Below are 22,602 nucleotides of genomic sequence, written 5' to 3' on the forward strand. Positions count from 1 at the left end.
AGTTCTTTTGCTGTGTTCACTACGTTTTCTACAGTGAAACCAAACATTTCGAACAGTTGGTCAGCCGGTGCAGATTCACCGAATGTTGTCATACCGATGATACGACCGTCGAAACCAACGTACTTGTACCAGAAGTCTGCAATGCCAGCTTCTACAGCGATACGTGCAGTTACGTCTGATGGCAGTACTGATTCACGGTAAGCTGCGTCTTGCTTGTCGAATGCATCTGTTGATGGCATTGAAACAACGCGCACTTTCTTACCTTCAGCGGTTAGTTGCTCAGCCGCTTTCACTGCTAGTTCAACTTCAGAACCAGTTGCAATTAGGATTAGCTCAGGCTTGCCATCACTGTCTTTCAGGATGTAAGCACCTTTCGCGATGTCCGCTACTTGCTCAGCCGTACGCTCTTGTTGTGCTAGGTTTTGACGAGAGAAGATAAGTGCAGATGGTGCATCTTTACGTTCAATCGCCAGTTTCCATGCTACTGCAGACTCAACTTGGTCACATGGACGCCATGTGCTCATGTTTGGAGTCAGACGTAGAGACGCGATTTGCTCAACTGGTTGGTGAGTTGGACCATCTTCACCAAGACCGATAGAGTCATGCGTGTAAACTTGGATGTTCTGAACTTTCATCAGAGCAGCCATACGCATAGCGTTACGAGCGTATTCCATAAACATTAGGAATGTTGCACCGTAAGGAACAAAACCGCCGTGTAGTGCGATACCGTTCATGATCGCTGTCATACCGAATTCACGTACACCGTAGTGGATGTAGTTACCAGAGAAGTCGTTCGCTTCTAGAGACTTAGAACCAGACCACATAGTTAGGTTAGAAGGCGCTAGGTCAGCAGAGCCGCCCATGAATTCTGGAAGCATTTGACCAAACGCTTCTAGTGCGTTTTGAGATGCTTTGCGTGATGCGATGTTCGCAGGGTTTGCTTGAAGGTCTGCAATGATTTGATTTGCTTTCTCTTCCCACTGCGCAGGAAGTTCGCCATTTAGACGACGCTTAAGCTCTGCTGCTTCTGCAGGGTAAGCCGCTGCATATGCTTCGAACTTCGCGTTCCAAGCCGCTTCTTTCTCAGAACCTGCCGCTTTAGCATCCCACTCAGCGTATACGTCCGCAGGGATTTCAAATGCTGGGTGTTCCCAACCTAGGAATTCACGCGCTGCTGCGATTTCTTCAGCACCTAGTGGCGCACCGTGACAGTCGTGAGAACCAGATTTGTTTGGAGAACCAAAACCGATGATAGTTTTAGTACAGATAAGTGTAGGGCGTGGATCTGCTTTCGCAGCGATGATTGCTGCGTTAATCGCTTCAGAGTCATGACCATCTACAGCAGGGATTACGTGCCAGCCGTAAGATTCAAAACGCTTAGGCGTGTCGTCAGAGAACCAACCTTCAACGTGACCATCGATAGAGATGCCGTTGTCATCCCAGAATGCGATCAGTTTGCCAAGACCTAGCGTACCAGCAAGAGAACATGCCTCGTGCGAGATACCTTCCATCAGACAGCCATCGCCCATAAACACGTAAGTGAAGTGGTCAACGATGTCGTGGCCTTCTTTGTTGAACTGAGCCGCTAGTGCTTTCTCAGCCATCGCCATACCAACAGCGTTAGTGATGCCTTGACCTAGAGGACCCGTTGTAGTCTCGATACCAGGTGCGTAGCCGTACTCTGGGTGACCAGGAGTCTTAGAGTGAAGCTGACGGAAGTTCTTAAGATCATCGATAGATAGCTCGTAACCGCTCAGGTGCAGTAGAGAGTAAATCAGCATAGAGCCGTGACCGTTAGACAGTACGAAACGGTCGCGGTCAGCCCACTCTGGGTTAGCTGGGTTGTGGTTTAGGTGAGAACGCCAAAGAACTTCAGCGATATCAGCCATACCCATAGGTGCGCCTGGGTGGCCAGAGTTAGCTTGTTGAACACCATCCATGCTAAGAGCGCGGATTGCATTTGCGAGCTCTTTGTTTGAAAGAACGTTACGAGAAGACATGTCTGCTCCTGAGTGCATTAAGCGAATTGATAAAGGAATGTGGGCACATTAACCGAGTAAACTGGGCATAAAAAGTGCGGACAACATTCTCTCAAAGCCAAAATCCGACTGCAAACGTTTTACTCACCATTTTTGCGGTTTTAACTCAATCTTTTCGCACTTAATAGGTAATTTATTAGAAATTCACCCCATCAAAAGCAAACGATTGGGAAATAAGCTAGGCGAATTCAAATCGAAAAAGAGCTTGTAATTCGACTGTGGGAAATTAAAATAGACGTCTAGATGTAGAAACACCTACAAACTGTATTGTATTTTTCGTGGCAAGCTTGCGTTAGTTAGCCATGAGTAAACCTTAAGATTGGAGCTATCATGGCTAAGCACCTGTTCACTTCTGAGTCGGTATCAGAAGGTCATCCAGATAAAATCGCAGACCAAATCTCTGACGCAGTTCTTGATGCAATTCTTGAGCAAGACCCGAAAGCACGTGTTGCTTGTGAGACTTACGTTAAAACCGGCATGGTTATGGTTGGTGGTGAAGTAACGACTTCTGCATGGGTTGATATCGAAGAAATCACTCGTGAAACTGTTCGTGAAATTGGTTACGTTCACTCTGATATGGGCTTTGATGCGAACTCGTGTGCGGTTCTAAACACCATCGGTAAGCAGTCTCCAGACATCAACCAAGGTGTTGATAAAGCAGACCCTAAAGAGCAAGGCGCAGGCGACCAAGGCATCATGTTTGGTTACGCTACAAACGAAACTGAAATTCTAATGCCAGCTCCAATTACTTACTCTCACCGCCTTGTTCAAAAACAAGCTGAAGTTCGTAAGAGCGGTAAACTAGATTTCCTTCGCCCAGATGCGAAATCTCAAGTAACTTTCCAATACGACCAAGGTAAGATTGTTGGTATCGATGCTGTTGTTCTTTCAACTCAACACTGTGATTCAGTAACAACACCTGACCTACGTGAAGCGGTAATGGAAGAGATTATCAAGCCAGTATTGCCTTCAGAGTGGATCACTAAAGACACGAACTTCTTCATCAACCCAACCGGTCGTTTCGTTATCGGTGGCCCAATGGGTGACTGTGGTCTAACTGGTCGTAAAATCATCGTAGATACTTACGGCGGCGCAGCTCGTCACGGTGGTGGTGCGTTCTCTGGTAAAGATCCATCGAAAGTAGACCGCAGCGCAGCTTACGCAGCACGTTACGTAGCGAAAAACATCGTAGCAGCAGGCATGGCTGACCGTTGTGAAATCCAACTTTCATACGCTATCGGTGTTGCTGATCCAACGTCTATCATGGTTGAAACGTTCGGTACTGAGAAAGTATCACACGAAATCATTATTGAAGCGGTTCGTCAACACTTCGACCTACGTCCATACGGTCTACAAGAAATGCTTAACCTGCTTCAACCTATCTACAAGCAGACGGCAGCATACGGTCACTTCGGTCGCGAAGAGTTCCCATGGGAAGCAACGGATAAAGCAGCTATCCTACGCGATTTCGCAGGCATCAAGTAATCGAGCCACGCAAGAATCGATAAAGCCCTCGCCTCTGGCGGGGGCTTTTTGTTTCTGCCCCTTCTTCTCCTTCTCATGTCTTCTCTTGAACAAAAATTCAGCAATTATTTGTAAATTGCCCCATCTCTGCCAATAGTTAACATAATGTTAAATGCACTTTTCGATGTATATAACGTAAAGAACTATGATGCAGGCTCACGTGGCTAATAGAGTCATGAAAAACGTCAGCCAAACATCTTTATATGGCCTAGGTGCCACCGTGGGAATAAATCAAGGAGGAGTTATGCCTCGTACCGTGAACCCATCTGACTTCCAAGGTAAACGAAAGGAAGTTCCAGATAATGAATACGCCAGAACCATTCCGTGCAATACCGTTAGCTTATCGGCACCATTCCATTGGCTCGCGTTGGGTCTGCATGACTTTGTCCGCATGCCGCTCATCAGCACCTTCTACGGCATCTGCTTTATGGCTGCTGCGATTGGTATCGTGCTTCTGGTTCAATGGCAAGGCACGCATCTTGTCGTGATGCCAAGCCTGATTGTTTACATGTTAATCGGGCCATTCTTAGCCCTCGGCTTATATGATGCAAGTTGGGAGAGAGAACGCGGACACAAACCAAGCTTATTCCATTCAATGAAAGCCATTGGACGCAACTCTAGCTCTCAGTGGGCATTTGCTGTGATGCTCGCGGTATGTATGATTTTCTGGATGCGAATTGCTGCCCTGCTCCATGCTCTATACCCTTCTGTACAAGGCGCTCCACTGACTGAGTTCTTGCCTTTCTTAGTTATTGGTTCGCTAGTAGGTTTTGTCTTGGCTTGCGTGGTATTTAGCATTTCAGCTTTCTCAATTCCACTCATGATGGAACGTCGCGTCGATATGATGACTGCCGTTTTCACCAGCTTTAACGCCGTGAAATCCAACATCCCTGCGATGATCGTATGGGCAGCCATAATTTGTGGTGGTATCTTAATCGGCTTCGCGACGTACGGTATTGGTATGCTCTTCACTATGCCAATCCTAGGTTACGGCACATGGCATGCGTACCACGCGACAATTAAGAAAAAACACACGCCTTAGAAAACTGATGCTATGATCCAGCCCTCGCAAACGCGGGGGCTTTTTTATTGAATAAACGGAGTGAGTTGTGGATATAGAACTGAGCTACAAAGCCAAACAAGTGATGGCAGATTGCATCGCGATGGCAGAGCAAGCATTCAAACGTTCTTTTATCATCCCTTCTCTGACTTTCAATGTTCGTGGTAAAGCAGCCGGCAAAGCCTACTTGCAGTCGAATGAAGTTAGATTGAATCCGAAGCTCTTTAAAGAAAATCCTCAAGCTTTTCTTGAAGAAGTGATTCCACATGAAGTCGCGCATCTCATTACTTATCAAGTGTACGGTCGCGTTCGACCTCACGGAAAAGAGTGGCAAGGCGTGATGGAAGCGGTATTTAAAGTTCCAGCTAAAACCACTCACAGCTTTGATGTGGCTTCTGTGCAAGGTAAAACTTTTGAATACCGCTGTGCTTGTATGACTTACCCACTTTCAATTCGTCGTCACAACAAAGTGCAGCGCAAAGAAGCGATGTATTCTTGCCAAAAATGTCGCCAACCGCTGAACTTTACTGGTATTCAGCTCTCGTAACGCCCATCCTTTTACTCCTTTAGCCTTCAAAAAATAGAGACATACGCACTCAAATTGCTGCTTTTTACTCACTATTGTCAGGTTACTCATCACTAAAGCTAATTTATGCGTGTTAGAATGAATAAAGTCATACTTTATAAAGACTTTAATCATGAAATACCTGTTCTCTCTATTCCTATTTGCGCTTTCTAGTACAGCGATTGCTGCGCCTCCAAGCTCTTTTTCCGCCGCTAAGCGTGAAGCGGTAAAAATCTACGCCGATCACCCAACCAGCTTCTACTGTGGTTGTGACATTAAATGGCAAGGCAAAAAGGGCGTGCCGGATCTCTCTTCTTGTGGCTATCAAGTTCGCAAGCAAGAAAAACGCGCATCTCGCATCGAGTGGGAGCACGTGGTTCCTGCATGGCAGTTCGGCCACCAGCGTCAATGTTGGCAAAATGGTGGACGCAAAAACTGCACAAGAAACGACAAAGTCTTCAAATCTATGGAAGCCGATCTCCACAACCTAACTCCGGCTATCGGAGAGGTAAACGGTGACCGCTCTAACTACAACTTCAGTCAGTGGAATGGCATGGATGGCGTCAGCTACTACGGTCGTTGTGAAATGCAAGTGAACTTTAAGCAGCGTAAAGTCATGCCACCCGATCGCGCACGCGGCTCAATTGCGCGTACTTACCTGTACATGAGCAAAGAATACGGTTTTAAACTTTCGAAGCAGCAGACTCAATTGATGAGTGCTTGGAACAAAACCTACCCTGTAGATAAGTGGGAATGTGAGCGTGATGAACGCATTGCTAAGATTCAAGGCAACCACAACCCATTCGTTCAAGAGGCTTGTCGCGCACTGTAATTCTTCCCGTAATTACCGCAGTACACCTCCACTATTCGAGGCGTTGTCATTTACTGGAATGGAAACGCCTCTTGCCCCTTGTTTTTTCGGTGGAAAGCATCCATGTTAGTGTCTAAACACTCGCGTATGCAGGAAATCGAAACACTATGCGTATCCCTCGAATTTATCATCCAGAAACCATTCAACAACTTGGCATCATTGCTCTAAGCGACGATGCAGCAGGTCACATTGGTCGTGTGCTTCGCATGAAAGAAGGTCAAGAAGTCCTATTATTTGACGGCAGCGGTGCTGAATTCCCAGCTGTCATCAGCGAAGTCAGCAAAAAGAATGTGATGGTTGAGATCTCTGAACGCGTAGAAAGCAGCATTGAGTCACCGCTTGACCTTCACCTTGGTCAGGTCATTTCGCGTGGCGATAAGATGGAGTTTACCATCCAAAAATCAGTAGAACTTGGCGTGAATACAATTACACCGCTGATCTCTGAGCGTTGTGGCGTGAAATTAGACCAAAAACGTTTCGAGAAGAAACTAGCTCAGTGGCAGAAGATTGCGATCAGTGCGTGTGAACAGTGCGGTCGCAACGTAGTACCTGAAATTCGCCCTATCATGAGCTTAGAAGAGTGGTGCCAAGAAGAGTACGACGGCTTGAAGCTTAACCTGCATCCACGTGCGAAGTACTCAATCAACACCTTGCCAACACCTGTTGAAAAAGTTCGTCTATTAATTGGTCCTGAAGGCGGTCTATCTTCTGACGAGATCGACATGACTCGCGAATATCAATTTGAAGAGACGCTACTCGGTCCTCGTGTTCTGCGTACCGAAACAGCGGCTCTGACAGCAATTACAGCCTTACAAGTTCGTTTCGGCGATCTTGGTTAAAACGGAGAAAAATAATGATCAAACTCGGTATCGTAATGGACCCAATCTCGTCCATTAACATCAAGAAAGACTCTAGCTTTGCCATGATGCTTGAAGCGCAACGCCGCGGCTACGAAATCCACTACATGGAAATGAATGATCTGCACCTAGACCAAGGTAAAGCAATCGCAGACACCAAAGTGGTTGAGTTAAAAGAAGATCCAACGGGTTGGTACGAATTCAAATCAGAGCAGACCATTGAACTGTCTGAACTTGATGCTGTGCTAATGCGTAAGGATCCTCCGTTCGACACAGAGTATATCTACGCAACTTACATCCTTGAGCGCGCTGAAGAGCAAGGCGCACTGATCGTTAACAAGCCACAAAGCCTACGTGACTGTAACGAGAAACTGTTCACAGCTTGGTTCCCAGAGCTAACACCAACCACTATTGTGACGCGTAAAGCTGAGAAGATTAAAGCCTTCCGTGAAGAACACGGTGATGTGATCCTAAAACCACTTGATGGCATGGGCGGCGCATCTATCTTCCGCGTGAAAAAGAACGATCCAAACGTATCAGTTATCATCGAGACACTAACAAACCATGGTCAAAACTACGCGATGGCGCAAACCTTCGTGCCAGATATCAGCAATGGTGACAAGCGCATCCTAGTGGTTGATGGTGAGCCAATGCCTTACTGCCTTGCTCGTATCCCTGCAAAAGGTGAAACACGTGGTAACCTAGCGGCAGGCGGCACAGGTGAAGCTCGCCCACTTAGCGAAACTGATATGAAGATCGCTCAAGCGGTTGCACCGACCCTAAAAGAAAAAGGTCTTATCTTTGTGGGTCTTGATGTGATTGGCGACAAGCTAACGGAAATCAACGTAACGAGCCCAACCTGTATTCGTGAAATTGAAGCGGCTTTTGATATTTCAATCACAGGCAAGCTAATGGACGCGATTGAGCGCCGAGTGAAAGGCGAATAACTCAAACTGTATTACAGTTAAATAAGAGCGTTGTGGATTAACTTAAGCAAACTCATGCACATACCCGTACAGGTGAAAACATGGGGTTTGCTTAAGTATTTTTAATAGCCTTATAAGGTCGAGATGAGAATGAACCTCACAAACCATTTCTTAGTTGCCATGCCGGGAATGAAAGATCCCTACTTCCAGAATAGCGTTATCTACGTCTGTGAACACAACGAAGAAGGCGCTATGGGGTTGATGATCAACGCACCTGTCGATATCACGGTTGGTAGTATGCTCAATCAAGTCGAAGTGCAACCTGTGCACCCTCGCCTGTTTGAAGCAAGCTTAGATAGACCAGTGTACAACGGCGGTCCTGTTTCTGAAGATCGTGGTTTTATCTTGCACAAACCAAAAGACTACTACGAATCAAGCATTCAAATGACTGACGAACTGGCAGTTACCACGTCTAAAGACATCTTGTCAGTACTTGGTACAGAAGCGGAACCAAGCGACTATTTAGTGGCACTTGGATATTCCGGCTGGAGTGCAGGTCAATTAGAAACTGAGTTGGCAGAGAATTCTTGGCTGACCATCGAAGCGACGCCAGAGATCATTTTCGATACCCCAATTATCGATCGTTGGAAAAAAGCAGTCGAGAAATTAGGTATCGATCCAAGCCAGCTATCTTCGGATGCAGGGCACGCTTAACGCGCTTCCACACTCAACCTATTTTATTTAGTTAGATTCGAGACACATTATGTCACGCACAATCATGGCCTTCGATTTCGGTACCAAGAGCATTGGTAGTGCTATCGGGCAAGAAATCACCGGCACGGCTTCCCCACTTAAAGCATTCAAAGCGAATGACGGTATTCCAAACTGGGACGACATCGAGAAACAAATTAAAGAGTGGCAACCAGACCTATTGGTGGTGGGTTTGCCAACAGACTTGCACGGTAAAGACTTAGAAACCATCACTCCACGAGCGAAGAAGTTCGCCAATCGCCTGCACGGTCGTTACGGCTTACCCGTTGAATTGCATGATGAACGCCTATCAACAGCAGAAGCACGCGCAGAGTTGTTCAGTATGGGTGGCTACAAAGCGCTATCGAAAGGCAATATCGACTGCCAATCAGCGGTCGTGATTCTTGAGAGTTGGTTTGAAAACCTTTGGGGTGAGTAAACACTTCAAGCACAATGAAAAAGGTTGGTTTCGCCAACCTTTTTCGTTTCTGAATTGGATTAATCCATATCGATCTTAACGTTCGCCAAACTGCCCGTAGAGAATGCTTCACCACGTTGCGTCTTCAACATCAAACGTAGATCGTTGGCAGAGTCCGCACTGTGCAATGCATCTTCTTCACTGATCTTACCTTGCATCACTAACTTGTAGAGCGATTGGTCGAAGGTCAACATCCCAAATTCATTGGATCGAGCCATGGTTGCTTTCAACTCATGAAGATCGCCTCGACGGATCAGATCGGATACACGCGGGCTATTTAATAAGATCTCAAACACGCCATGACGCCCCTGACCGTTCTTATCTCGGATCAACTGCTGACCTACTACGCCTTTTAAGTTCATCGACAGATCAAACAAGAACTGATCTTTCTGGTCTTTCGGCACCAAGTGCAAAATACGTTCAAGTGCTTGGTTTGCGTTGTTGGCGTGCAATGTAGCCATGCACAAGTGACCAGTTTCAGCAAAGGTCATTGCGTATTCCATCGTTTCTCGGCTTCGGATCTCACCAATCAAAATCATGTCTGGAGCCTGACGCAACGAGTTCTTCAACGCCACTTCATAGCTGTCAGTATCCAAGCCCACTTCACGCTGAGTCACAATACAACGTTTATGTTCATGCACAAATTCAATTGGGTCTTCTACCGTAAGAATATGACCAGTCTTGTTGTTGTTGCGATAACCCGTCATCGCAGCCATGGTGGTCGACTTACCAGAGCCTGTCGCACCAACCACCAGCACCAAACCACGCTTGGCAATTGCAAGATCTTGCAGCACCAAAGGCAACTTAAGCTGCTCAAACGTTGGAATATTGGTTTCAATACGACGAATGACGGCTCCCGGTAATTCACGTTGGAAGAAGGCACTGACACGGAAGCGACCGCAATCACGGACAATGGCAAAGTTCGACTCGCGGCTTTTGCGAAACTCTTGTCGTCGCTCCGGGTCCATCGCACTATCAAGCAACAAGGCTACGTCATTTTCGCTCAGCTTATCGCCTTGCGGACGCAATTCGCCATCCACACGAAACAAGATTGGGGCACCGACAGTGATGTATAGATCCGACGCTTTTAACGCCAGCATGCCTTCGAGAAATTTATTCAGATCCATCGTCCGTATTCGCTATTTCCTAAGTAATTCGTTACGAGAATTGCTGCGCTTCAATTTCAACTTTCTTATCCACCTCTTCACGCGATACCATGCCTTGCGCCATCAATTGACGAGCATTCTGCTCCATGGTTTGCATGCCATGCGCCGCACCGGTCTGAATGATCGAATACATCTGCGCGACTTTGTCTTCACGAATAAGGTTACGGATCGCAGGTGTCGCCATCATGATTTCATGACAAGCAATTCGACCACCACCATTACGTTTTAACAGTTTTTGTGCAATAACCGAACGCAGCGACTCCGACAGCATCGAACGCACCATGTCTTTGTCACTACCTGGGAATACGTCGATAATACGGTCGATGGTTTTCGCTGCTGAGCTAGTGTGCAGCGTACCGAAAACAAGGTGACCCGTTTCAGCAGCCGTCAGCGCCAAACTGATGGTTTCTTTATCACGCATCTCACCAACTAGAATCACATCCGGGTCTTCACGTAATGCGCTGCGCAGTGCGTTTTGGAAGCTGTGTGTATCACGGTGTACTTCACGTTGGTTGATCAGACACTTATTGTTGGTGTGAACAAATTCAATCGGATCTTCAATTGTTAGGACGTGCTTATTGTGATTACGGTTAATGTAGTCAACAATGGCTGCCAAGGTAGTCGATTTACCAGAACCCGTTGGACCGGTAACCAGTACCAGGCCTTTTTCAGCATTGGCAATCTTTCTGAAGATCTCTGGGGCTTCTAGCTCTTCCAGTGTTGGAATGCTACTTGGGATGGTACGGAACACAGCCGCACAACCGCGAGATTGGTTGAAAGCGTTGACACGAAAACGGCCAACGTTATGCAATTCAAATGAAAAATCGACTTCGAGTTTTTCTTCGAACTCACTGCGCTGCGCATCGTTCATGATTTCAAAAACCAAACGATGCACTTCTTGGTGTGTAAACGCTGGAATGCCCAGCTTTCTTACATCACCATCAATACGCACCATTGGTGGTACACCTGCAGAAAGATGTAGATCCGAAGCATTATGTTTTACACTAAAATCCAGTAACTCAGTGATATCCATTTAAAATCCTTAAGTCTAAAGTACAGCTATGAGTAGTATTCAACAAAACATTGAACATATCACCTCTCAAATTCGACACGACGAACAAAAATGCGGTCGTGCTCCAGAGTCAGTGCAACTTCTAGCAGTAAGCAAAACTAAACCTGTCGAGGCAATTCTCGAAGCTTACCAAGCTGGCCAAGAGGCGTTTGGTGAAAACTACGTCCAAGAGGGCGTCAGTAAAGTTCAGCACTTTGCCGAGCATTATCCAGATAATCGAATCGAATGGCACTTCATTGGTCCAATTCAATCCAATAAATCACGCCCTGTTGCTGAACATTTCGATTGGGTTCACACCATTGATCGCGCTAAGATCGCTCAACGCCTCAATGACCAGCGTCCAAGCGAGCTAAAACCACTGCAAGTTCTGATTCAAGTTAACACCAGTGGTGAAGAGTCAAAATCTGGCGTTGCTGATGCAGAAATATTCGAACTGGCTGAGTTGATTTCTCGCCTTCCAAACCTCACGTTAAGAGGGTTGATGTCGATTCCTGCCAACGTGCCAGATTACGAATCGCAACTTCGCGCATTTAAGCAACTTGAAGAGCTAAAGCAAAAGCTAGCCCAGCAGTACCCGGATGTCGACACGCTATCCATGGGTATGAGCGGAGACATGGATGCGGCAATCGAAGCAGGTAGCACTATGGTGCGAATTGGCACAGCGATTTTTGGCGCGCGCGACTACAGCAAACAGCAATAAAAGCGACTCGTTGTTAGACACTGCGAATTTGAGTCTGAGTGCCTTCTATTTCGGCACTCAGAGCAAAGTGGTGCAATTATACACCTGAGCGCACAACAAATTGTAAGAATTTATATTTGGAAATCAGACATATGGAACATAAAAAGATTGCCTTTATCGGCGCGGGAAACATGGTGCGTGCGATTGTTTCTGGTCTCGTAGCAAATGGCTACCCAGCACAGAACGTCGTTGCGACCGCCCCATCGGAGACACGTCGCCAACCTCTTGAGCAAAACTTTGGTATCCGTACCACCAGCGATAACATCGCAGCCGCGACAGAAGCGGATGTTGTGGTATTGTCTGTGAAGCCACAAATGATGGAAGAAGTGTGTAAACCACTGCAATCTATCGACTTCAGCAATAAACTGGTTATCTCTATTGCGGCTGGCATCAACTGTTCACGCTTGGATGACATGCTAGCGACTAAGCTCAACTTGGTTCGCGTGATGCCAAATACACCATCGCAACTTGGTTTGGGCATGAGTGGTCTTTACGCGCCTGAACATGTGCAAGAACAAGATAAAGCCTTCGCGGCAGACCTAATGCAAGCCTGCGGTAAGGTATGCTGGGTCGAACAAGAATCTGGCATCAACAATGTGATTGCCGCGGCAGGCAGCGCACCAGCTTACTTCTTCCTGTTTATGGAAGCGATGCAAGCAGAAGCAATTGCTCAAGGTTTCGATAAAGACACGGCTCGCACGTTAGTTCAACAATCCGCACTTGGTGCTGCAAGTATGGTGGTAGAAAACCCACAAACTGAGCTTTCAACACTGCGCGAGAACGTGACATCAAAAGGTGGCACAACGGCAGAAGCACTACGTACGTTCAACGAGCACCAACTGTCTGATATTGTGGCGAAAGCAATGCAAGCTGCGGTTGCTCGCGCTGAAGAAATGGAAAAACTGTTTTAATGACTTGAGTGATACCCACTCTGTGTCACTCACTTACTTGTTAAGGGTACCTTATGAATTCAATGAGTTTTCTCATCTCAACCCTATTTGACCTGTACATCATGGTCGTCATTTTGCGTATATGGTTGCAAGCTGCTCGTGCAGATTTCTACAACCCATTCTCGCAGTTCATCGTCAAAGCAACCCAACCGGTTGTGGGTCCACTGCGCCGCGTGATCCCATCCATTGGTAGCATCGACCTAGCGACAGTGCTATTTGCTTACGTGTTGTGTGTGCTTAAGTTTGTTGCGCTGATCCTGATCGCTTCTAGCGGGTCAGTTTCATTTAGCATGGACTTCCTATTCCTAGGCTTATTGTCTCTGATTAAAGCCGCTGGCGGCTTGTTGTTCTGGGTACTATTGATCCGTGCAATCCTGAGCTGGGTTAGCCAAGGTCGCAGCCCTATCGAGTACGTATTCCACCAGCTAACTGAGCCAATGCTAGCGCCAATCCGTCGCATCATCCCAGCAATGGGTGGCTTCGACTTGAGCGTGCTTGTGCTGTTCATTGGTCTACAATTTGCCAACTTCCTGATGGGCGACATGATTGGTCCTATCTGGTACCAACTATAATGTCAGAAGCAGTTTGGCATGACGGCGAGGATGTGGTGCTTCGGCTCTACATCCAACCAAAAGCAAGCCGCGATAAGATCGTCGGCTTGCATGGTGAAGAGCTCAAAATTGCCATCACCGCACCGCCTGTCGATGGTAAAGCGAATGCACACCTAACCAAGTTTTTAGCCAAACAATTTAAAGTTGCTAAAGGTTTGGTTCACATAGAAAAAGGTGAACTGGGACGTCATAAACAAATTCGGATAGAATCCCCAGTACAAATACCAACAGAAATTAAAGCCATCATTTGATGGCTTTTTATTTACGAAATTCGTACCAATAATAAAACGCCCGATTCGAGGAAGTGATAATGAGCAAATGGATTACCGCCCTACTGATCAGCCTGTTGTCTTTACCAAGCATGGCAGGTCAGTTCAAAACCATGAAAGACATCGAGGTACACTACATCGCGTTTAACTCGACCTTTTTAACCCCAAAGATCGCCCGTAGCTACGACATCAAGCGCAACGGCTACAATGCAGTACTGAACATCAGTGTGCTAGACAGTGCCTCTCTGGGTAAGCCAGCCGTTGAAGCTAAAATCAGTGGTCAGGCGAAGAACCTTATCGGTCAAACGCAAAAGCTCACCTTCCGTGAAGTGAAAGAAGGCGATGCGATTTACTACCTAGCAGAGCTCGGTATTACTAACGAAGAAACTTTTACCTTCGATATTGACGTTAAAGCTGGAAACAAAGGCTCAGGTAAGCTTAAATTCACCCAGAAATTTTATGTCGAAGAGTAATTAGGTTGTGATGATCTAAAAGCTTTTAGAACATCATAACTCTAGAACCAATTTAATCAGGGAGAACACTGCGTTCTCCCTTTATCGCTACAGAAAGAGACGACCATGAAAAAGATAGTGCTAGCAACAGGCAACCAAGGCAAAGTTCGTGAGATGGCAGATCTGCTGTCTGACTTCGGTTTTGAAGTATTGGCGCAAAGTGAATTCAACGTATCTGAAGTAGCAGAAACTGGCACGACTTTCATCGAAAACGCGATCATCAAAGCTCGCCATGCAGCACAAGAAACGGGTCTTCCTGCGATTGCGGACGACTCTGGCTTAGAAGTCGATTTCTTGAAAGGCGCTCCGGGCATTTACTCTGCGCGTTATGCAGGTGAAAAAGCCTCTGACCAAGAGAACCTAGAGAAGCTGCTTAAAGCAATGGAAGGCGTACCAGAAGCAGAGCGCACCGCTCGTTTCCACTGCGTATTGGTTTTGATGCGTCACGAGAACGATCCAACCCCTATCGTTTGTCACGGTAAATGGGAAGGTCGCATTCTAACTGAAGCACACGGTGAAAATGGCTTTGGCTACGACCCAATCTTCTTCGTACCTGAAGACAACTGCGCGTCAGCCGAGCTTGAACCAGCACGTAAGAAGCAACTGTCTCACCGCGGTAAAGCACTCAAGTCGTTGTTTGCTCAATTGTCTGAGCAAGTGTCTCAGTAATCTCGAGCGAATTAGACCATGTTAACGCCCCCAGCACTGAGCTTGTATGTACACATCCCGTGGTGTGTACAAAAGTGCCCATATTGCGACTTTAACTCTCACGCGCTTAAAGCCGAGATCCCAGAAGAAGAGTACATCAATGCTCTTCTTGAAGATTTGGATACCGACATTGAGAAATACCGTCTTAACGAAGCGCCACGTCCACTGCATTCAATCTTCATTGGTGGTGGTACGCCGAGTTTGATTTCGGCAGAAGGTATCGAGCGCCTACTTAAGGGCATTGAAGCGCGTATTCCGTTCAAGCCTGAAATCGAAATCACCATGGAAGCTAACCCAGGCACCATTGAAGCTGAGCGTTTTGTTGGCTACCGCAAGGCTGGTGTAACGCGCATCTCTATCGGTGTGCAAAGCTTTGAGCAACAGAAGCTTGAGCGTTTGGGGCGCATTCACGGTCAAGACGAAGCCGTCAATGCCGCTAAGCTGGCGCACCAAATCGGCTTGAATAGCTTTAACCTCGATCTCATGCACGGCTTACCAGATCAAAGCATCGAACAAGCCTTGGCTGATTTGGACAAAGCGATTGAGTTGGCGCCACCGCACCTGTCTTGGTATCAGCTGACCATCGAACCAAATACCATGTTCTACTACAAGCCACCGACTCTGCCAGATGACGATGACTTGTGGGATATCTTCGAACAAGGACATGAGAAACTCGCAGCGGCGGGTTATGTTCAATACGAGATTTCTGGTTACAGCAAGCCGGGCTATCAGTGTCAGCATAACCTGAACTACTGGCGCTTTGGTGACTACCTTGGCATTGGCTGCGGCTCACACGGCAAGCTGAGCTTTGCTGATGGTCGCATTGTTCGTACCACTAAGGTCAAGCACCCACGTGGCTACCTGATGGCATATCAAAACATGGTGAAGCCATATCTGGATAGTGAACAGCTTGTGGCTGATGAAGATCGCCCGTTTGAGTTCTTTATGAACCGTTTCCGCTTAATGGAAGCGTGCCCGAAACAAGACTACATCGATACAACAGGTCTGCCGTTGAGCTCAATTCAAGAGACTATCGATTGGGCACTTGAGATGGGTTATCTGAGTGAAACAGAGACTCACTGGCAAATTACCGAGAAAGGTAAGCTGTTCCTCAATGATTTGCTTGAAGCCTTTATGGTGGAAGAGGAATAAGAAAGGGAATCGAGATTCGGGAACGGGCTGGGTCCTTCGAGAAACGAAATGTATGACTACATTTACCTAGACAGAAACAAAAAGGGTTGGCGCTCAAACGCCAACCTTTTCTTTTATTCGTAACAACACTTATCTAAAGCGAGGCGTTCCTAAGTCCCTAATCCACAAGGACGAAGTCCGTTCTCACTTCTCGTCTCTTTTCCTTAGAAAATCGAACGACCAATACGCTCGGCAAGTAGCTCCAATGCTTTGGTACCAGCGAGTGAGTTACCAGATGCATCAAGCTCTGGAGACCAAACAGCAATCGTCATTTCACCCGGTACAACAGCGATGATGCCACCACCAACACCTGACTTACCCGGCATACCAACGCGGTAAGCAAATTCACCAGCACCATCGTACAAGCCACAAGTTGCTAGCAATGCGTTCAACTGCTTAGTTTGCGTCGGTGATACGACGGGCTTACCCGTTTGCACCGACGTGCCTTTATTGGCTAAGTAGCTAAAGGTCTTTGCGAGATCGACACAGCTCATCTTCAACGCACACGCATGGAAGTAGTTTTGCAGAACAGGGATAACCTCGTTCTCGAAGTTACCAAATGAACGCATCAAATACGCAATCGCAGCGTTACGGTCACCATGCATCATTTCAGACGCTGCAACCACTTTGTCGTATACGATATGAGTATCACCAGATAGCTGACGAGCAAATTCCAACAGACGCTGACGAGGCGCAGAGAGACGGCTTTGCAGCAAATCAGCAACCACAATAGCACCGGCGTTAATGAACGGGTTACGTGGAATGCCCTGCTCCATCTCTAACTGGATCATCGAGTTAAACGCTTGACCAGAAGGCTCTTTACCTACACGACACCAGATCTCTTCTTGCTTGTACAAGCACATTGCCAGAGTCAGGCTCAACGCTTTTGAGATCGACTGAATCGAAAATGACTCTTCTGCATCGCCCGCTTTAATCACTTCACCCTCATTGGTGTATACCGCAATACCCAGTTTGGTATTAGGTACTTTTGCCAATGCGGGAATGTAGTCGGCGACTTTGCCTTGACCAATTAGAGGGCGAACTTCCGCTAGAATGTCTGTCAAAATTTGCGCTGTAGGTTTCATCTTCTACCTTCTTGTCACAAGAACCCAAATGGCTGAGTTCAGAGGTAAAAAAAGCCAACGCGGACGTTGGCTTTTCCATGGAATTGATTCGACTCAAGTCGATTATGGTTTTATTGCCACAATGATGTTGCGGTTGATGGATTGATCAACACGGTGAAGATAACCGATGTAAGGCTCTTCTGAAAGTACCTTCCACCCTTGCTCTTCAAATAATGCCGCCACGTCTTTCCACTTCAAGGTGAATTCGTTGAAAGACAGCACCACAGAGCCTTGCTTCTTCAGAACCACTTTCCATGCAGGCAGAGCCTCTTTTAGAAGCTCCAGTGGGCTGCGGTTCAGTTTGCTGTCTTTGGCATTTTTGCTGCCGTGCTGCACGCCGTAAGGCAAGTCAGACACCATCACATCTACCGAGTTCTTCTTCACAACTTGGTCAGCAATACGCGTATCTGCTGAGTACAGCTTCATCGTTTGAAGATTACCTTTGTTGTAATCATCTTTGTCTGCTGCTGCCTCAACCACGAAGCCATCTGCCACTTTTTTACCACCAGAAGTGCGCTTTTCTTTGCTCACTTTGTGCTTAAAGCGACCGTTCTTCATGAACTTAACGATGAAGGTTTGGATCTCTTGAACCCATTTCTGGTTGATCTCAACACCCACAACATTCAAGCCGTGGATCAAACCTTCAAACAGTGTTGTACCTTTACCACACATAGGATCCATCAGCGTTAATTGCGCACTGCCCGTGTTGGCAGCACTGACGCCTAGGTTCACCATCAAACGCGTAAACTGCTCGTTTGTTTTACCTGTGTAACGCAGGATCTGACTCATGCTCTCAGGGAAAGTATTGAATGCAGGCGCCTGAATTGGACGTAATAAGCCATCTTCACGCACTTCAAATAGCGCGTAGTAGATAGATGACGCAGCAATCTTGCCTGCCTGTGCTTCACTTAGTTCGGTTTCGCAAGAGAACACAAGTGCAGCAGGCAGACCCACGTCTTTGTTGCCAATTTCAGTTACTTCAACACCTTCCGACGCCAAAATTGCTTTCAGCTCAGAACATGCAATCGTCATTGCGCTATCAAAGTAAATACGGTTATGACCCGGATTCGCTAATATCGCGTAGTGGTACATCTACTGGCTCCTTAAGCAGTACGCTTGAATTTGATATCCCACACACCGTGACCTAGACGGTGACCGCGAGCTTCAAACTTAGTCAGTGGACGTTCTTCTGGACGAGGAATGAAGTCGCCTTCTTCAGCGATGTTTTCGAAACCAGGTGCTTGGTTCATGATTTCAATCATGTGCTCAGCGTAGTTTTCCCAGTCAGTCGCCATGTGGAAGATACCTTCATTAAGGATAAGCTTCTGACGAACCATTTCAGCGAACTCAAGCTGTACGATACGACGCTTGTGGTGACGCTTTTTGTGCCATGGGTCTGGGAAGAACAGTTGTAGCGTTGCTAGGCTGCCATTTGGGATCATGTGTTCGAATACTTCTACCGCATCGTGACACATTACACGTAGGTTCGTGATACCAGCTTCGCGAGCATCTGCAAGACAAGCACCAACGCCTGGACTATGAACTTCGATACCGATGAAGTTTTTCTCTGGCGCATTCTTTGCCATTTCAACCAATGAAGCACCCATACCAAAACCGATTTCAAGCACTACTGGGTTATCGTTGCCAAACACTTCTTTCCAATCAAGAAGTTCTGCTTTGTAGTCGATACCCATTGTTGGCCAGCACTCGTTCATCGCATTCTCTTGGCCCTTGGTTAGACGACCTTCGCGACGCACGAAACTGCGGATTTTACGGATCATTTTACCGTCTTCGTTGTATTCGTTAGTGGTTACTTCACTCATTGATTTTGCCTGCACATTGATTAATCAAAGCGGGGATTATCCAAAGAATTCACTTAGGTGCAAGTATTTGTTGAGCTATCGGACTATGGCAGCCCAAAAGCATACAAACCAAACACAATATCCCCACAGTTTATCTGTTGTACTTACACCACAATCTGTGGTGCAATTTTGCTCTTAACCAATAATAGAATACAGAGCAAGTCGTGACACCTTTCGCCAGTGCCATCTTAGAATGGTATGACGCATATGGAAGAAAAGATCTTCCGTGGCAACAAAACAAGACCGCTTATAGTGTCTGGTTGTCTGAAATCATGCTTCAGCAAACCCAGGTCACTACGGTTATTCCTTATTACCAACGCTTTTTGGAGCGCTTCCCGACCGTGGTCGATCTTGCTAATGCCGAGCAAGATGAAGTGCTGCATCTTTGGACCGGCTTAGGCTATTACGCGCGAGCTCGTAACCTTCATAAAGCTGCGAAAGAGGTCGCCCATAAATACAATGGTGAGTTCCCTCTAGACCTAGAGCAAATGAATGCCCTACCGGGGATTGGTCGCTCCACCGCAGCTGCGGTACTGTCGTCTGTCTATAAACAGCCGCATGCAATATTGGACGGCAACGTAAAACGCACACTTTCACGCTGCTTTGCTGTTGATGGATGGCCAGGACAAAAGAAAGTCGAGAATCAATTATGGGAAATCGCAGAAACGCACACACCACAAACGGATGTCGACAAATATAACCAAGCCATGATGGATATGGGTGCCATGATGTGTACCCGCAGCAAGCCTAAGTGCACCTTGTGTCCGGTCAACGAACTTTGTATAGCAAAAAAACAAGGTAATGTGCTTGATTACCCTGGTAAGAAGCCGAAGAAAGACAAGCCGGTTAAGCAGACACGTTTCGTCATGCTGCACCACAAAAATGGTGATAGTCACGAAGTGTGGCTAGAACAAAGACCGCAGACAGGTATTTGGGGTGGGCTCTTTTGTTTCCCACAAACCGAACATATTGATGTAGAGAGCGATATTGAATTACTACTGGAACAACGTGGTATTCAAGCCAACGATATTAAACATCAAGAGACTCTAATTACATTCCGCCACACATTCAGTCATTACCACCTTGATATCACGCCGATTTTGATTGACCTGTCAAAGCAACCTAATGTGGTGATGGAAGGTAACAAAGGTCTTTGGTATAACTTATCTAAACCTGAAGAAGTCGGTTTGGCAGCCCCAGTAAAACTCTTACTGGAAGCTCTGCCCCACGAACTTCGTTAATTAATTGCAAGGAGTCATTATGAGCCGCACTGTTTTTTGTGCTCGACTAAAGAAAGAAGGCGAAGGTCTAGACTTTCAACTTTACCCAGGTGAACTAGGTAAACGTATTTTCGATAATATCTCGAAAGAAGCTTGGGCTCAGTGGCAACACAAACAAACGATGTTGATCAATGAGAAGAAGCTTAACATGATGGATCCTGAGCATCGTAAACAACTTGAAACAGAGATGGTGAATTTCCTGTTTGAAGGTAAAGATGTACACATCGAAGGCTACACGCCACCAAGCGAATAAAGCAAACTTGTTTTAAAACAATGACATCACAACCAACCTTGTGGTGTCATTTTTGTATTAACGTCTAACAACCCTAATAACTATGAAAAAGATTGCCTTTATCGCTACTGCACTTTTAATGGCTGGTTGTAGCCGTGAATTCGTCGAAAAAATTTACGACGTCGATTACGAGCCAACCAACCGTTTTGCTAACAACCTTGCAGAATTGCCGGGACAGTTTGAAAAAGATACCGATGCACTCGACGCACTGATCAACAGCTTCTCAGGCAACATTAAGAAACGTTGGGGGCAACGTGAAGTGAAGTTTGCCGGTAAAAGCAATTACGTAAAATACATCGATAATTATTTGAGTCGTGCTGAAGTCGACTTCCAAAAAGGTGTTATTACCATCGAAACGGTTTCTCCCACCGAACCGCAAAAACACCTAAAGAACGCCATTATCACCACGTTGTTAACGCCAGATGACCCGGCTAATGTCGACTTATTCTCTTCTAAAGAGATCAAACTTGAGGGGCAACCTTTCCTGTATAAGCAGGTTGTCGACCAAGACAAAAAGCCGATTCAGTGGTCATGGCGAGCAAATCGCTTTGCCGATTACTTGATCGCCAACCAAGTCAAAACTAAAGATGTCGACTTTAAGAAAGCGTATTACGTTGAAATCCCGATGGTAGAAGATCACTTCTCGCAGCGCAGTTACCAATATGCGGACATCGTACGTCGTGCATCAAAGAGATACGATATTCCTGAAGATTTGATTTACGCCATCATCAAAACCGAAAGTAGCTTTAACCCATACGCAGTAAGTTGGGCAAATGCATATGGCTTGATGCAAGTCGTACCTAAAACAGCAGGTCGAGACGTATTTAAGCTGGTGAAGAATCGTTCTGGGCAGCCAAGTCCTGAATACTTATTTAACCCAGAAAACAATATTGATACTGGAACGGCTTACTTTTACATCCTTAAGAACCGTTATTTAAAAGACGTACAGCATCCAACTTCATTAGAATACAGCATGATTTCTGCCTATAATGGCGGAACTGGTGGTGTTTTGAACACTTTCCATCGCACTGATCGCAAACGCGCGATGAGAGATTTAAATTCTTTGCAACCAAACCAAGTTTATTGGGCACTTACCAAGAAACACCCGAACGCAGAAGCGCGTCGTTACCTAGAAAAAGTTACAAATTTCAAAAAGGAATTTAACTCCGGACACACTTTGTAGTGACAGTTGAATAAAAAGCGTTCGAACAACCACTTTTTTGAAATTATTTAAAAAAAGTGGTTGACGCAAAGCGGGAAAATCCGTTTAATAGCGCTCCGTCGCCCGGATAGCTCAGTCGGTAGAGCAGAGGATTGAAAATCCTCGCTTAGCACGAACAGTTAAAAAAGAAAACGGTACGCCGACTTAGCTCAGTAGGTAGAGCAACTGACTTGTAATCAGTAGGTCACCAGTTCGATTCCGGTAGTCGGCACCATTCTTTTGCCTCGATAGCTCAGTCGGTAGAGCAGAGGATTGAAAATCCTCGTGTCGGTGGTTCGATTCCGCCTCGAGGCACCATATTTGGTGCGCTTGCTTAAAGTAAGACACAAAACAGAATAGTTCCTCCTTAGCTCAGTTGGTAGAGCGACGGACTGTTAATCCGCAGGTCACTGGTTCAAGTCCAGTAGGAGGAGCCAACTTCTAGAGTTTCATGTAAATGAGATTCTAAAAAATGGAGAGTTTACTCTTCAAAAAAGAAAACGGTACGCCGACTTAGCTCAGTAGGTAGAGCAACTGACTTGTAATCAGTAGGTC

Annotated in this window: 24 protein-coding genes and 3 tRNA genes; 21 read left to right on the forward strand and 6 right to left on the reverse strand. The window is 46.4% G+C overall.

Translation table 11 applies throughout. The features are described 5' to 3' along the window. A partial coding sequence (gene tkt, locus AACR11_RS09735) for a transketolase (protein WP_079324695.1) occupies window positions 1-2,000 on the reverse strand: 2,000 nt, incomplete at its 3' end. Window positions 2,001-2,369: 369 nt separating this feature from the next. Between tkt and metK the strand changes: the two genes are divergently transcribed. The 8 genes from metK to ruvX all read left to right on the forward strand — a co-directional run bounded on the left by metK (window position 2,370) and on the right by ruvX (window position 9,031). Then, window positions 2,370-3,524, forward strand: a complete 1,155-nt coding sequence (metK, locus tag AACR11_RS09740) for a methionine adenosyltransferase (protein WP_005449748.1) — start codon at window positions 2,370-2,372, stop codon at window positions 3,522-3,524. A 283-nt stretch (window positions 3,525-3,807) separates the two neighbouring features. Next, window positions 3,808-4,605, forward strand: a complete 798-nt coding sequence (locus AACR11_RS09745; protein WP_029790311.1) for a DUF2189 domain-containing protein — start codon at window positions 3,808-3,810, stop codon at window positions 4,603-4,605. A 67-nt stretch (window positions 4,606-4,672) separates the two neighbouring features. Next, complete coding sequence (locus AACR11_RS09750) at window positions 4,673-5,170, forward strand: SprT family zinc-dependent metalloprotease (protein ID WP_079324697.1); 498 nt, start codon at window positions 4,673-4,675, stop codon at window positions 5,168-5,170. 151 nt (window positions 5,171-5,321) lie between these two features. After that, window positions 5,322-6,020, forward strand: coding sequence for a deoxyribonuclease I (gene endA, locus AACR11_RS09755; protein WP_029790309.1), 699 nt, complete (start codon window positions 5,322-5,324; stop codon window positions 6,018-6,020). 146 nt (window positions 6,021-6,166) lie between these two features. After that, the gene (rsmE, locus tag AACR11_RS09760) at window positions 6,167-6,898 is read left to right on the forward strand and encodes a 16S rRNA (uracil(1498)-N(3))-methyltransferase (RefSeq protein WP_005449742.1); all 732 of its coding nucleotides are present in this window, start codon (window positions 6,167-6,169) and stop codon (window positions 6,896-6,898) included. Between the two features lie 14 nt (window positions 6,899-6,912). Then, window positions 6,913-7,863, forward strand: coding sequence for a glutathione synthase (gene gshB / locus AACR11_RS09765; RefSeq protein WP_079324699.1), 951 nt, complete (start codon window positions 6,913-6,915; stop codon window positions 7,861-7,863). Window positions 7,864-7,992: 129 nt separating this feature from the next. Then, the gene (locus AACR11_RS09770; RefSeq protein WP_005449740.1) at window positions 7,993-8,556 is read left to right on the forward strand and encodes a YqgE/AlgH family protein; all 564 of its coding nucleotides are present in this window, start codon (window positions 7,993-7,995) and stop codon (window positions 8,554-8,556) included. A 49-nt stretch (window positions 8,557-8,605) separates the two neighbouring features. Next, complete coding sequence (ruvX, locus tag AACR11_RS09775) at window positions 8,606-9,031, forward strand: Holliday junction resolvase RuvX (RefSeq protein ID WP_005449738.1); 426 nt, start codon at window positions 8,606-8,608, stop codon at window positions 9,029-9,031. Window positions 9,032-9,090: 59 nt separating this feature from the next. Here the strand turns inward: ruvX and AACR11_RS09780 are convergent, their stop codons facing one another. Then, window positions 9,091-10,197: a PilT/PilU family type 4a pilus ATPase gene (locus tag AACR11_RS09780; protein ID WP_017817653.1), complete on the reverse strand. Its 1,107-nt coding sequence runs from the start codon at window positions 10,195-10,197 to the stop codon at window positions 9,091-9,093. Window positions 10,198-10,228: 31 nt separating this feature from the next. Next, the gene (locus AACR11_RS09785; RefSeq protein ID WP_005425810.1) at window positions 10,229-11,269 is read right to left on the reverse strand and encodes a type IV pilus twitching motility protein PilT; all 1,041 of its coding nucleotides are present in this window, start codon (window positions 11,267-11,269) and stop codon (window positions 10,229-10,231) included. A gap of 28 nt (window positions 11,270-11,297) precedes the next feature. Here AACR11_RS09785 and AACR11_RS09790 point away from each other — a divergent pair, with 28 nt between their 5' ends. From AACR11_RS09790 to hemW, 7 genes are all read left to right on the forward strand, one after another. Further along, complete coding sequence (locus AACR11_RS09790; protein ID WP_009697582.1) at window positions 11,298-12,008, forward strand: YggS family pyridoxal phosphate-dependent enzyme; 711 nt, start codon at window positions 11,298-11,300, stop codon at window positions 12,006-12,008. A gap of 131 nt (window positions 12,009-12,139) precedes the next feature. Beyond that, window positions 12,140-12,958: a pyrroline-5-carboxylate reductase gene (gene proC, locus AACR11_RS09795; RefSeq protein WP_029790308.1), complete on the forward strand. Its 819-nt coding sequence runs from the start codon at window positions 12,140-12,142 to the stop codon at window positions 12,956-12,958. Between the two features lie 53 nt (window positions 12,959-13,011). Further along, window positions 13,012-13,569: a YggT family protein gene (locus AACR11_RS09800; protein ID WP_005425806.1), complete on the forward strand. Its 558-nt coding sequence runs from the start codon at window positions 13,012-13,014 to the stop codon at window positions 13,567-13,569. Beyond that, window positions 13,569-13,859 (forward strand): DUF167 family protein YggU, encoded by a 291-nt coding sequence (yggU, locus tag AACR11_RS09805; RefSeq protein WP_005425805.1) that lies wholly within the window; start codon window positions 13,569-13,571, stop codon window positions 13,857-13,859. The genes AACR11_RS09800 and yggU overlap by 1 nt, the downstream gene beginning before the upstream one ends. A gap of 59 nt (window positions 13,860-13,918) precedes the next feature. Then, window positions 13,919-14,350 (forward strand): DUF4426 domain-containing protein, encoded by a 432-nt coding sequence (locus tag AACR11_RS09810; protein WP_005425804.1) that lies wholly within the window; start codon window positions 13,919-13,921, stop codon window positions 14,348-14,350. A 105-nt stretch (window positions 14,351-14,455) separates the two neighbouring features. Beyond that, window positions 14,456-15,058: an XTP/dITP diphosphatase gene (locus AACR11_RS09815; protein ID WP_005436525.1), complete on the forward strand. Its 603-nt coding sequence runs from the start codon at window positions 14,456-14,458 to the stop codon at window positions 15,056-15,058. 18 nt (window positions 15,059-15,076) lie between these two features. Next, window positions 15,077-16,249: a radical SAM family heme chaperone HemW gene (hemW, locus tag AACR11_RS09820; RefSeq protein ID WP_029789656.1), complete on the forward strand. Its 1,173-nt coding sequence runs from the start codon at window positions 15,077-15,079 to the stop codon at window positions 16,247-16,249. Between the two features lie 203 nt (window positions 16,250-16,452). Here hemW and glsB read toward each other — a convergent pair whose 3' ends face one another. The 3 genes from glsB to trmB all read right to left on the reverse strand — a co-directional run bounded on the left by glsB (window position 16,453) and on the right by trmB (window position 19,235). Next, complete coding sequence (gene glsB / locus AACR11_RS09825; RefSeq protein ID WP_005425799.1) at window positions 16,453-17,373, reverse strand: glutaminase B; 921 nt, start codon at window positions 17,371-17,373, stop codon at window positions 16,453-16,455. Window positions 17,374-17,475: 102 nt separating this feature from the next. After that, on the reverse strand, window positions 17,476-18,504 hold the full coding sequence (locus AACR11_RS09830) for a TRM11 family SAM-dependent methyltransferase (protein ID WP_005425798.1): 1,029 nt from the start codon (window positions 18,502-18,504) through the stop codon (window positions 17,476-17,478). A gap of 11 nt (window positions 18,505-18,515) precedes the next feature. Then, window positions 18,516-19,235, reverse strand: coding sequence for a tRNA (guanosine(46)-N7)-methyltransferase TrmB (trmB, locus tag AACR11_RS09835; protein WP_005449665.1), 720 nt, complete (start codon window positions 19,233-19,235; stop codon window positions 18,516-18,518). Between the two features lie 203 nt (window positions 19,236-19,438). Between trmB and mutY the strand changes: the two genes are divergently transcribed. From mutY to AACR11_RS09865, 6 genes are all read left to right on the forward strand, one after another. Next, entirely contained in the window at window positions 19,439-20,515 is a 1,077-nt protein-coding gene (gene mutY, locus AACR11_RS09840; RefSeq protein WP_029789658.1) for an A/G-specific adenine glycosylase, read from the forward strand. 19 nt (window positions 20,516-20,534) lie between these two features. Continuing rightward, window positions 20,535-20,807, forward strand: coding sequence for an oxidative damage protection protein (locus AACR11_RS09845; RefSeq protein ID WP_005425792.1), 273 nt, complete (start codon window positions 20,535-20,537; stop codon window positions 20,805-20,807). Window positions 20,808-20,889: 82 nt separating this feature from the next. Continuing rightward, window positions 20,890-22,029 carry a membrane-bound lytic murein transglycosylase MltC gene (mltC, locus tag AACR11_RS09850; RefSeq protein WP_009697576.1) on the forward strand — a complete coding sequence of 380 codons (1,140 nt, stop codon included), beginning with the start codon at window positions 20,890-20,892 and terminating at the stop codon, window positions 22,027-22,029. Window positions 22,030-22,206: 177 nt separating this feature from the next. Then, a tRNA-Thr gene (locus AACR11_RS09855) sits at window positions 22,207-22,282 on the forward strand. Between the two features lie 7 nt (window positions 22,283-22,289). Then, window positions 22,290-22,365: transfer RNA gene (locus tag AACR11_RS09860), tRNA-Phe, on the forward strand. 43 nt (window positions 22,366-22,408) lie between these two features. Next, window positions 22,409-22,484: transfer RNA gene (locus AACR11_RS09865), tRNA-Asn, on the forward strand. The last annotated feature ends 118 nt before the right edge of the window (window positions 22,485-22,602 follow it).

The sequence above is a fragment of the Vibrio sp. L85 genome, assembly GCF_963871815.1.
Taxonomy (GTDB): Bacteria; Pseudomonadota; Gammaproteobacteria; order Enterobacterales; family Vibrionaceae; genus Vibrio; species Vibrio harveyi.

Bases quoted from the DNA above. Each gene is read 5' to 3' on its own strand.
- rsmE (WP_005449742.1), top strand. From the start codon at position 6,167: ATGCGTATCCCTCGAATTTATCATCCAGAAACCATTCAACAACTTGGC.
- AACR11_RS09745 (WP_029790311.1), top strand. From the start codon at position 3,808: ATGCCTCGTACCGTGAACCCATCTGACTTCCAAGGTAAACGAAAGGAA.
- AACR11_RS09800 (WP_005425806.1), top strand. From the start codon at position 13,012: ATGAATTCAATGAGTTTTCTCATCTCAACCCTATTTGACCTGTACATC.
- AACR11_RS09810 (WP_005425804.1), top strand. From the start codon at position 13,919: ATGAGCAAATGGATTACCGCCCTACTGATCAGCCTGTTGTCTTTACCA.
- endA (WP_029790309.1), top strand. From the start codon at position 5,322: ATGAAATACCTGTTCTCTCTATTCCTATTTGCGCTTTCTAGTACAGCG.
- AACR11_RS09780 (WP_017817653.1), bottom strand. From the start codon at position 10,197: ATGGATCTGAATAAATTTCTCGAAGGCATGCTGGCGTTAAAAGCGTCG.
- mltC (WP_009697576.1), top strand. From the start codon at position 20,890: ATGAAAAAGATTGCCTTTATCGCTACTGCACTTTTAATGGCTGGTTGT.
- yggU (WP_005425805.1), top strand. From the start codon at position 13,569: ATGTCAGAAGCAGTTTGGCATGACGGCGAGGATGTGGTGCTTCGGCTC.
- hemW (WP_029789656.1), top strand. From the start codon at position 15,077: ATGTTAACGCCCCCAGCACTGAGCTTGTATGTACACATCCCGTGGTGT.
- AACR11_RS09845 (WP_005425792.1), top strand. From the start codon at position 20,535: ATGAGCCGCACTGTTTTTTGTGCTCGACTAAAGAAAGAAGGCGAAGGT.
- AACR11_RS09785 (WP_005425810.1), bottom strand. From the start codon at position 11,269: ATGGATATCACTGAGTTACTGGATTTTAGTGTAAAACATAATGCTTCG.
- metK (WP_005449748.1), top strand. From the start codon at position 2,370: ATGGCTAAGCACCTGTTCACTTCTGAGTCGGTATCAGAAGGTCATCCA.
- AACR11_RS09830 (WP_005425798.1), bottom strand. From the start codon at position 18,504: ATGTACCACTACGCGATATTAGCGAATCCGGGTCATAACCGTATTTAC.
- glsB (WP_005425799.1), bottom strand. From the start codon at position 17,373: ATGAAACCTACAGCGCAAATTTTGACAGACATTCTAGCGGAAGTTCGC.
- AACR11_RS09770 (WP_005449740.1), top strand. From the start codon at position 7,993: ATGAACCTCACAAACCATTTCTTAGTTGCCATGCCGGGAATGAAAGAT.
- trmB (WP_005449665.1), bottom strand. From the start codon at position 19,235: ATGAGTGAAGTAACCACTAACGAATACAACGAAGACGGTAAAATGATC.
- ruvX (WP_005449738.1), top strand. From the start codon at position 8,606: ATGTCACGCACAATCATGGCCTTCGATTTCGGTACCAAGAGCATTGGT.
- AACR11_RS09790 (WP_009697582.1), top strand. From the start codon at position 11,298: ATGAGTAGTATTCAACAAAACATTGAACATATCACCTCTCAAATTCGA.
- AACR11_RS09815 (WP_005436525.1), top strand. From the start codon at position 14,456: ATGAAAAAGATAGTGCTAGCAACAGGCAACCAAGGCAAAGTTCGTGAG.
- proC (WP_029790308.1), top strand. From the start codon at position 12,140: ATGGAACATAAAAAGATTGCCTTTATCGGCGCGGGAAACATGGTGCGT.
- gshB (WP_079324699.1), top strand. From the start codon at position 6,913: ATGATCAAACTCGGTATCGTAATGGACCCAATCTCGTCCATTAACATC.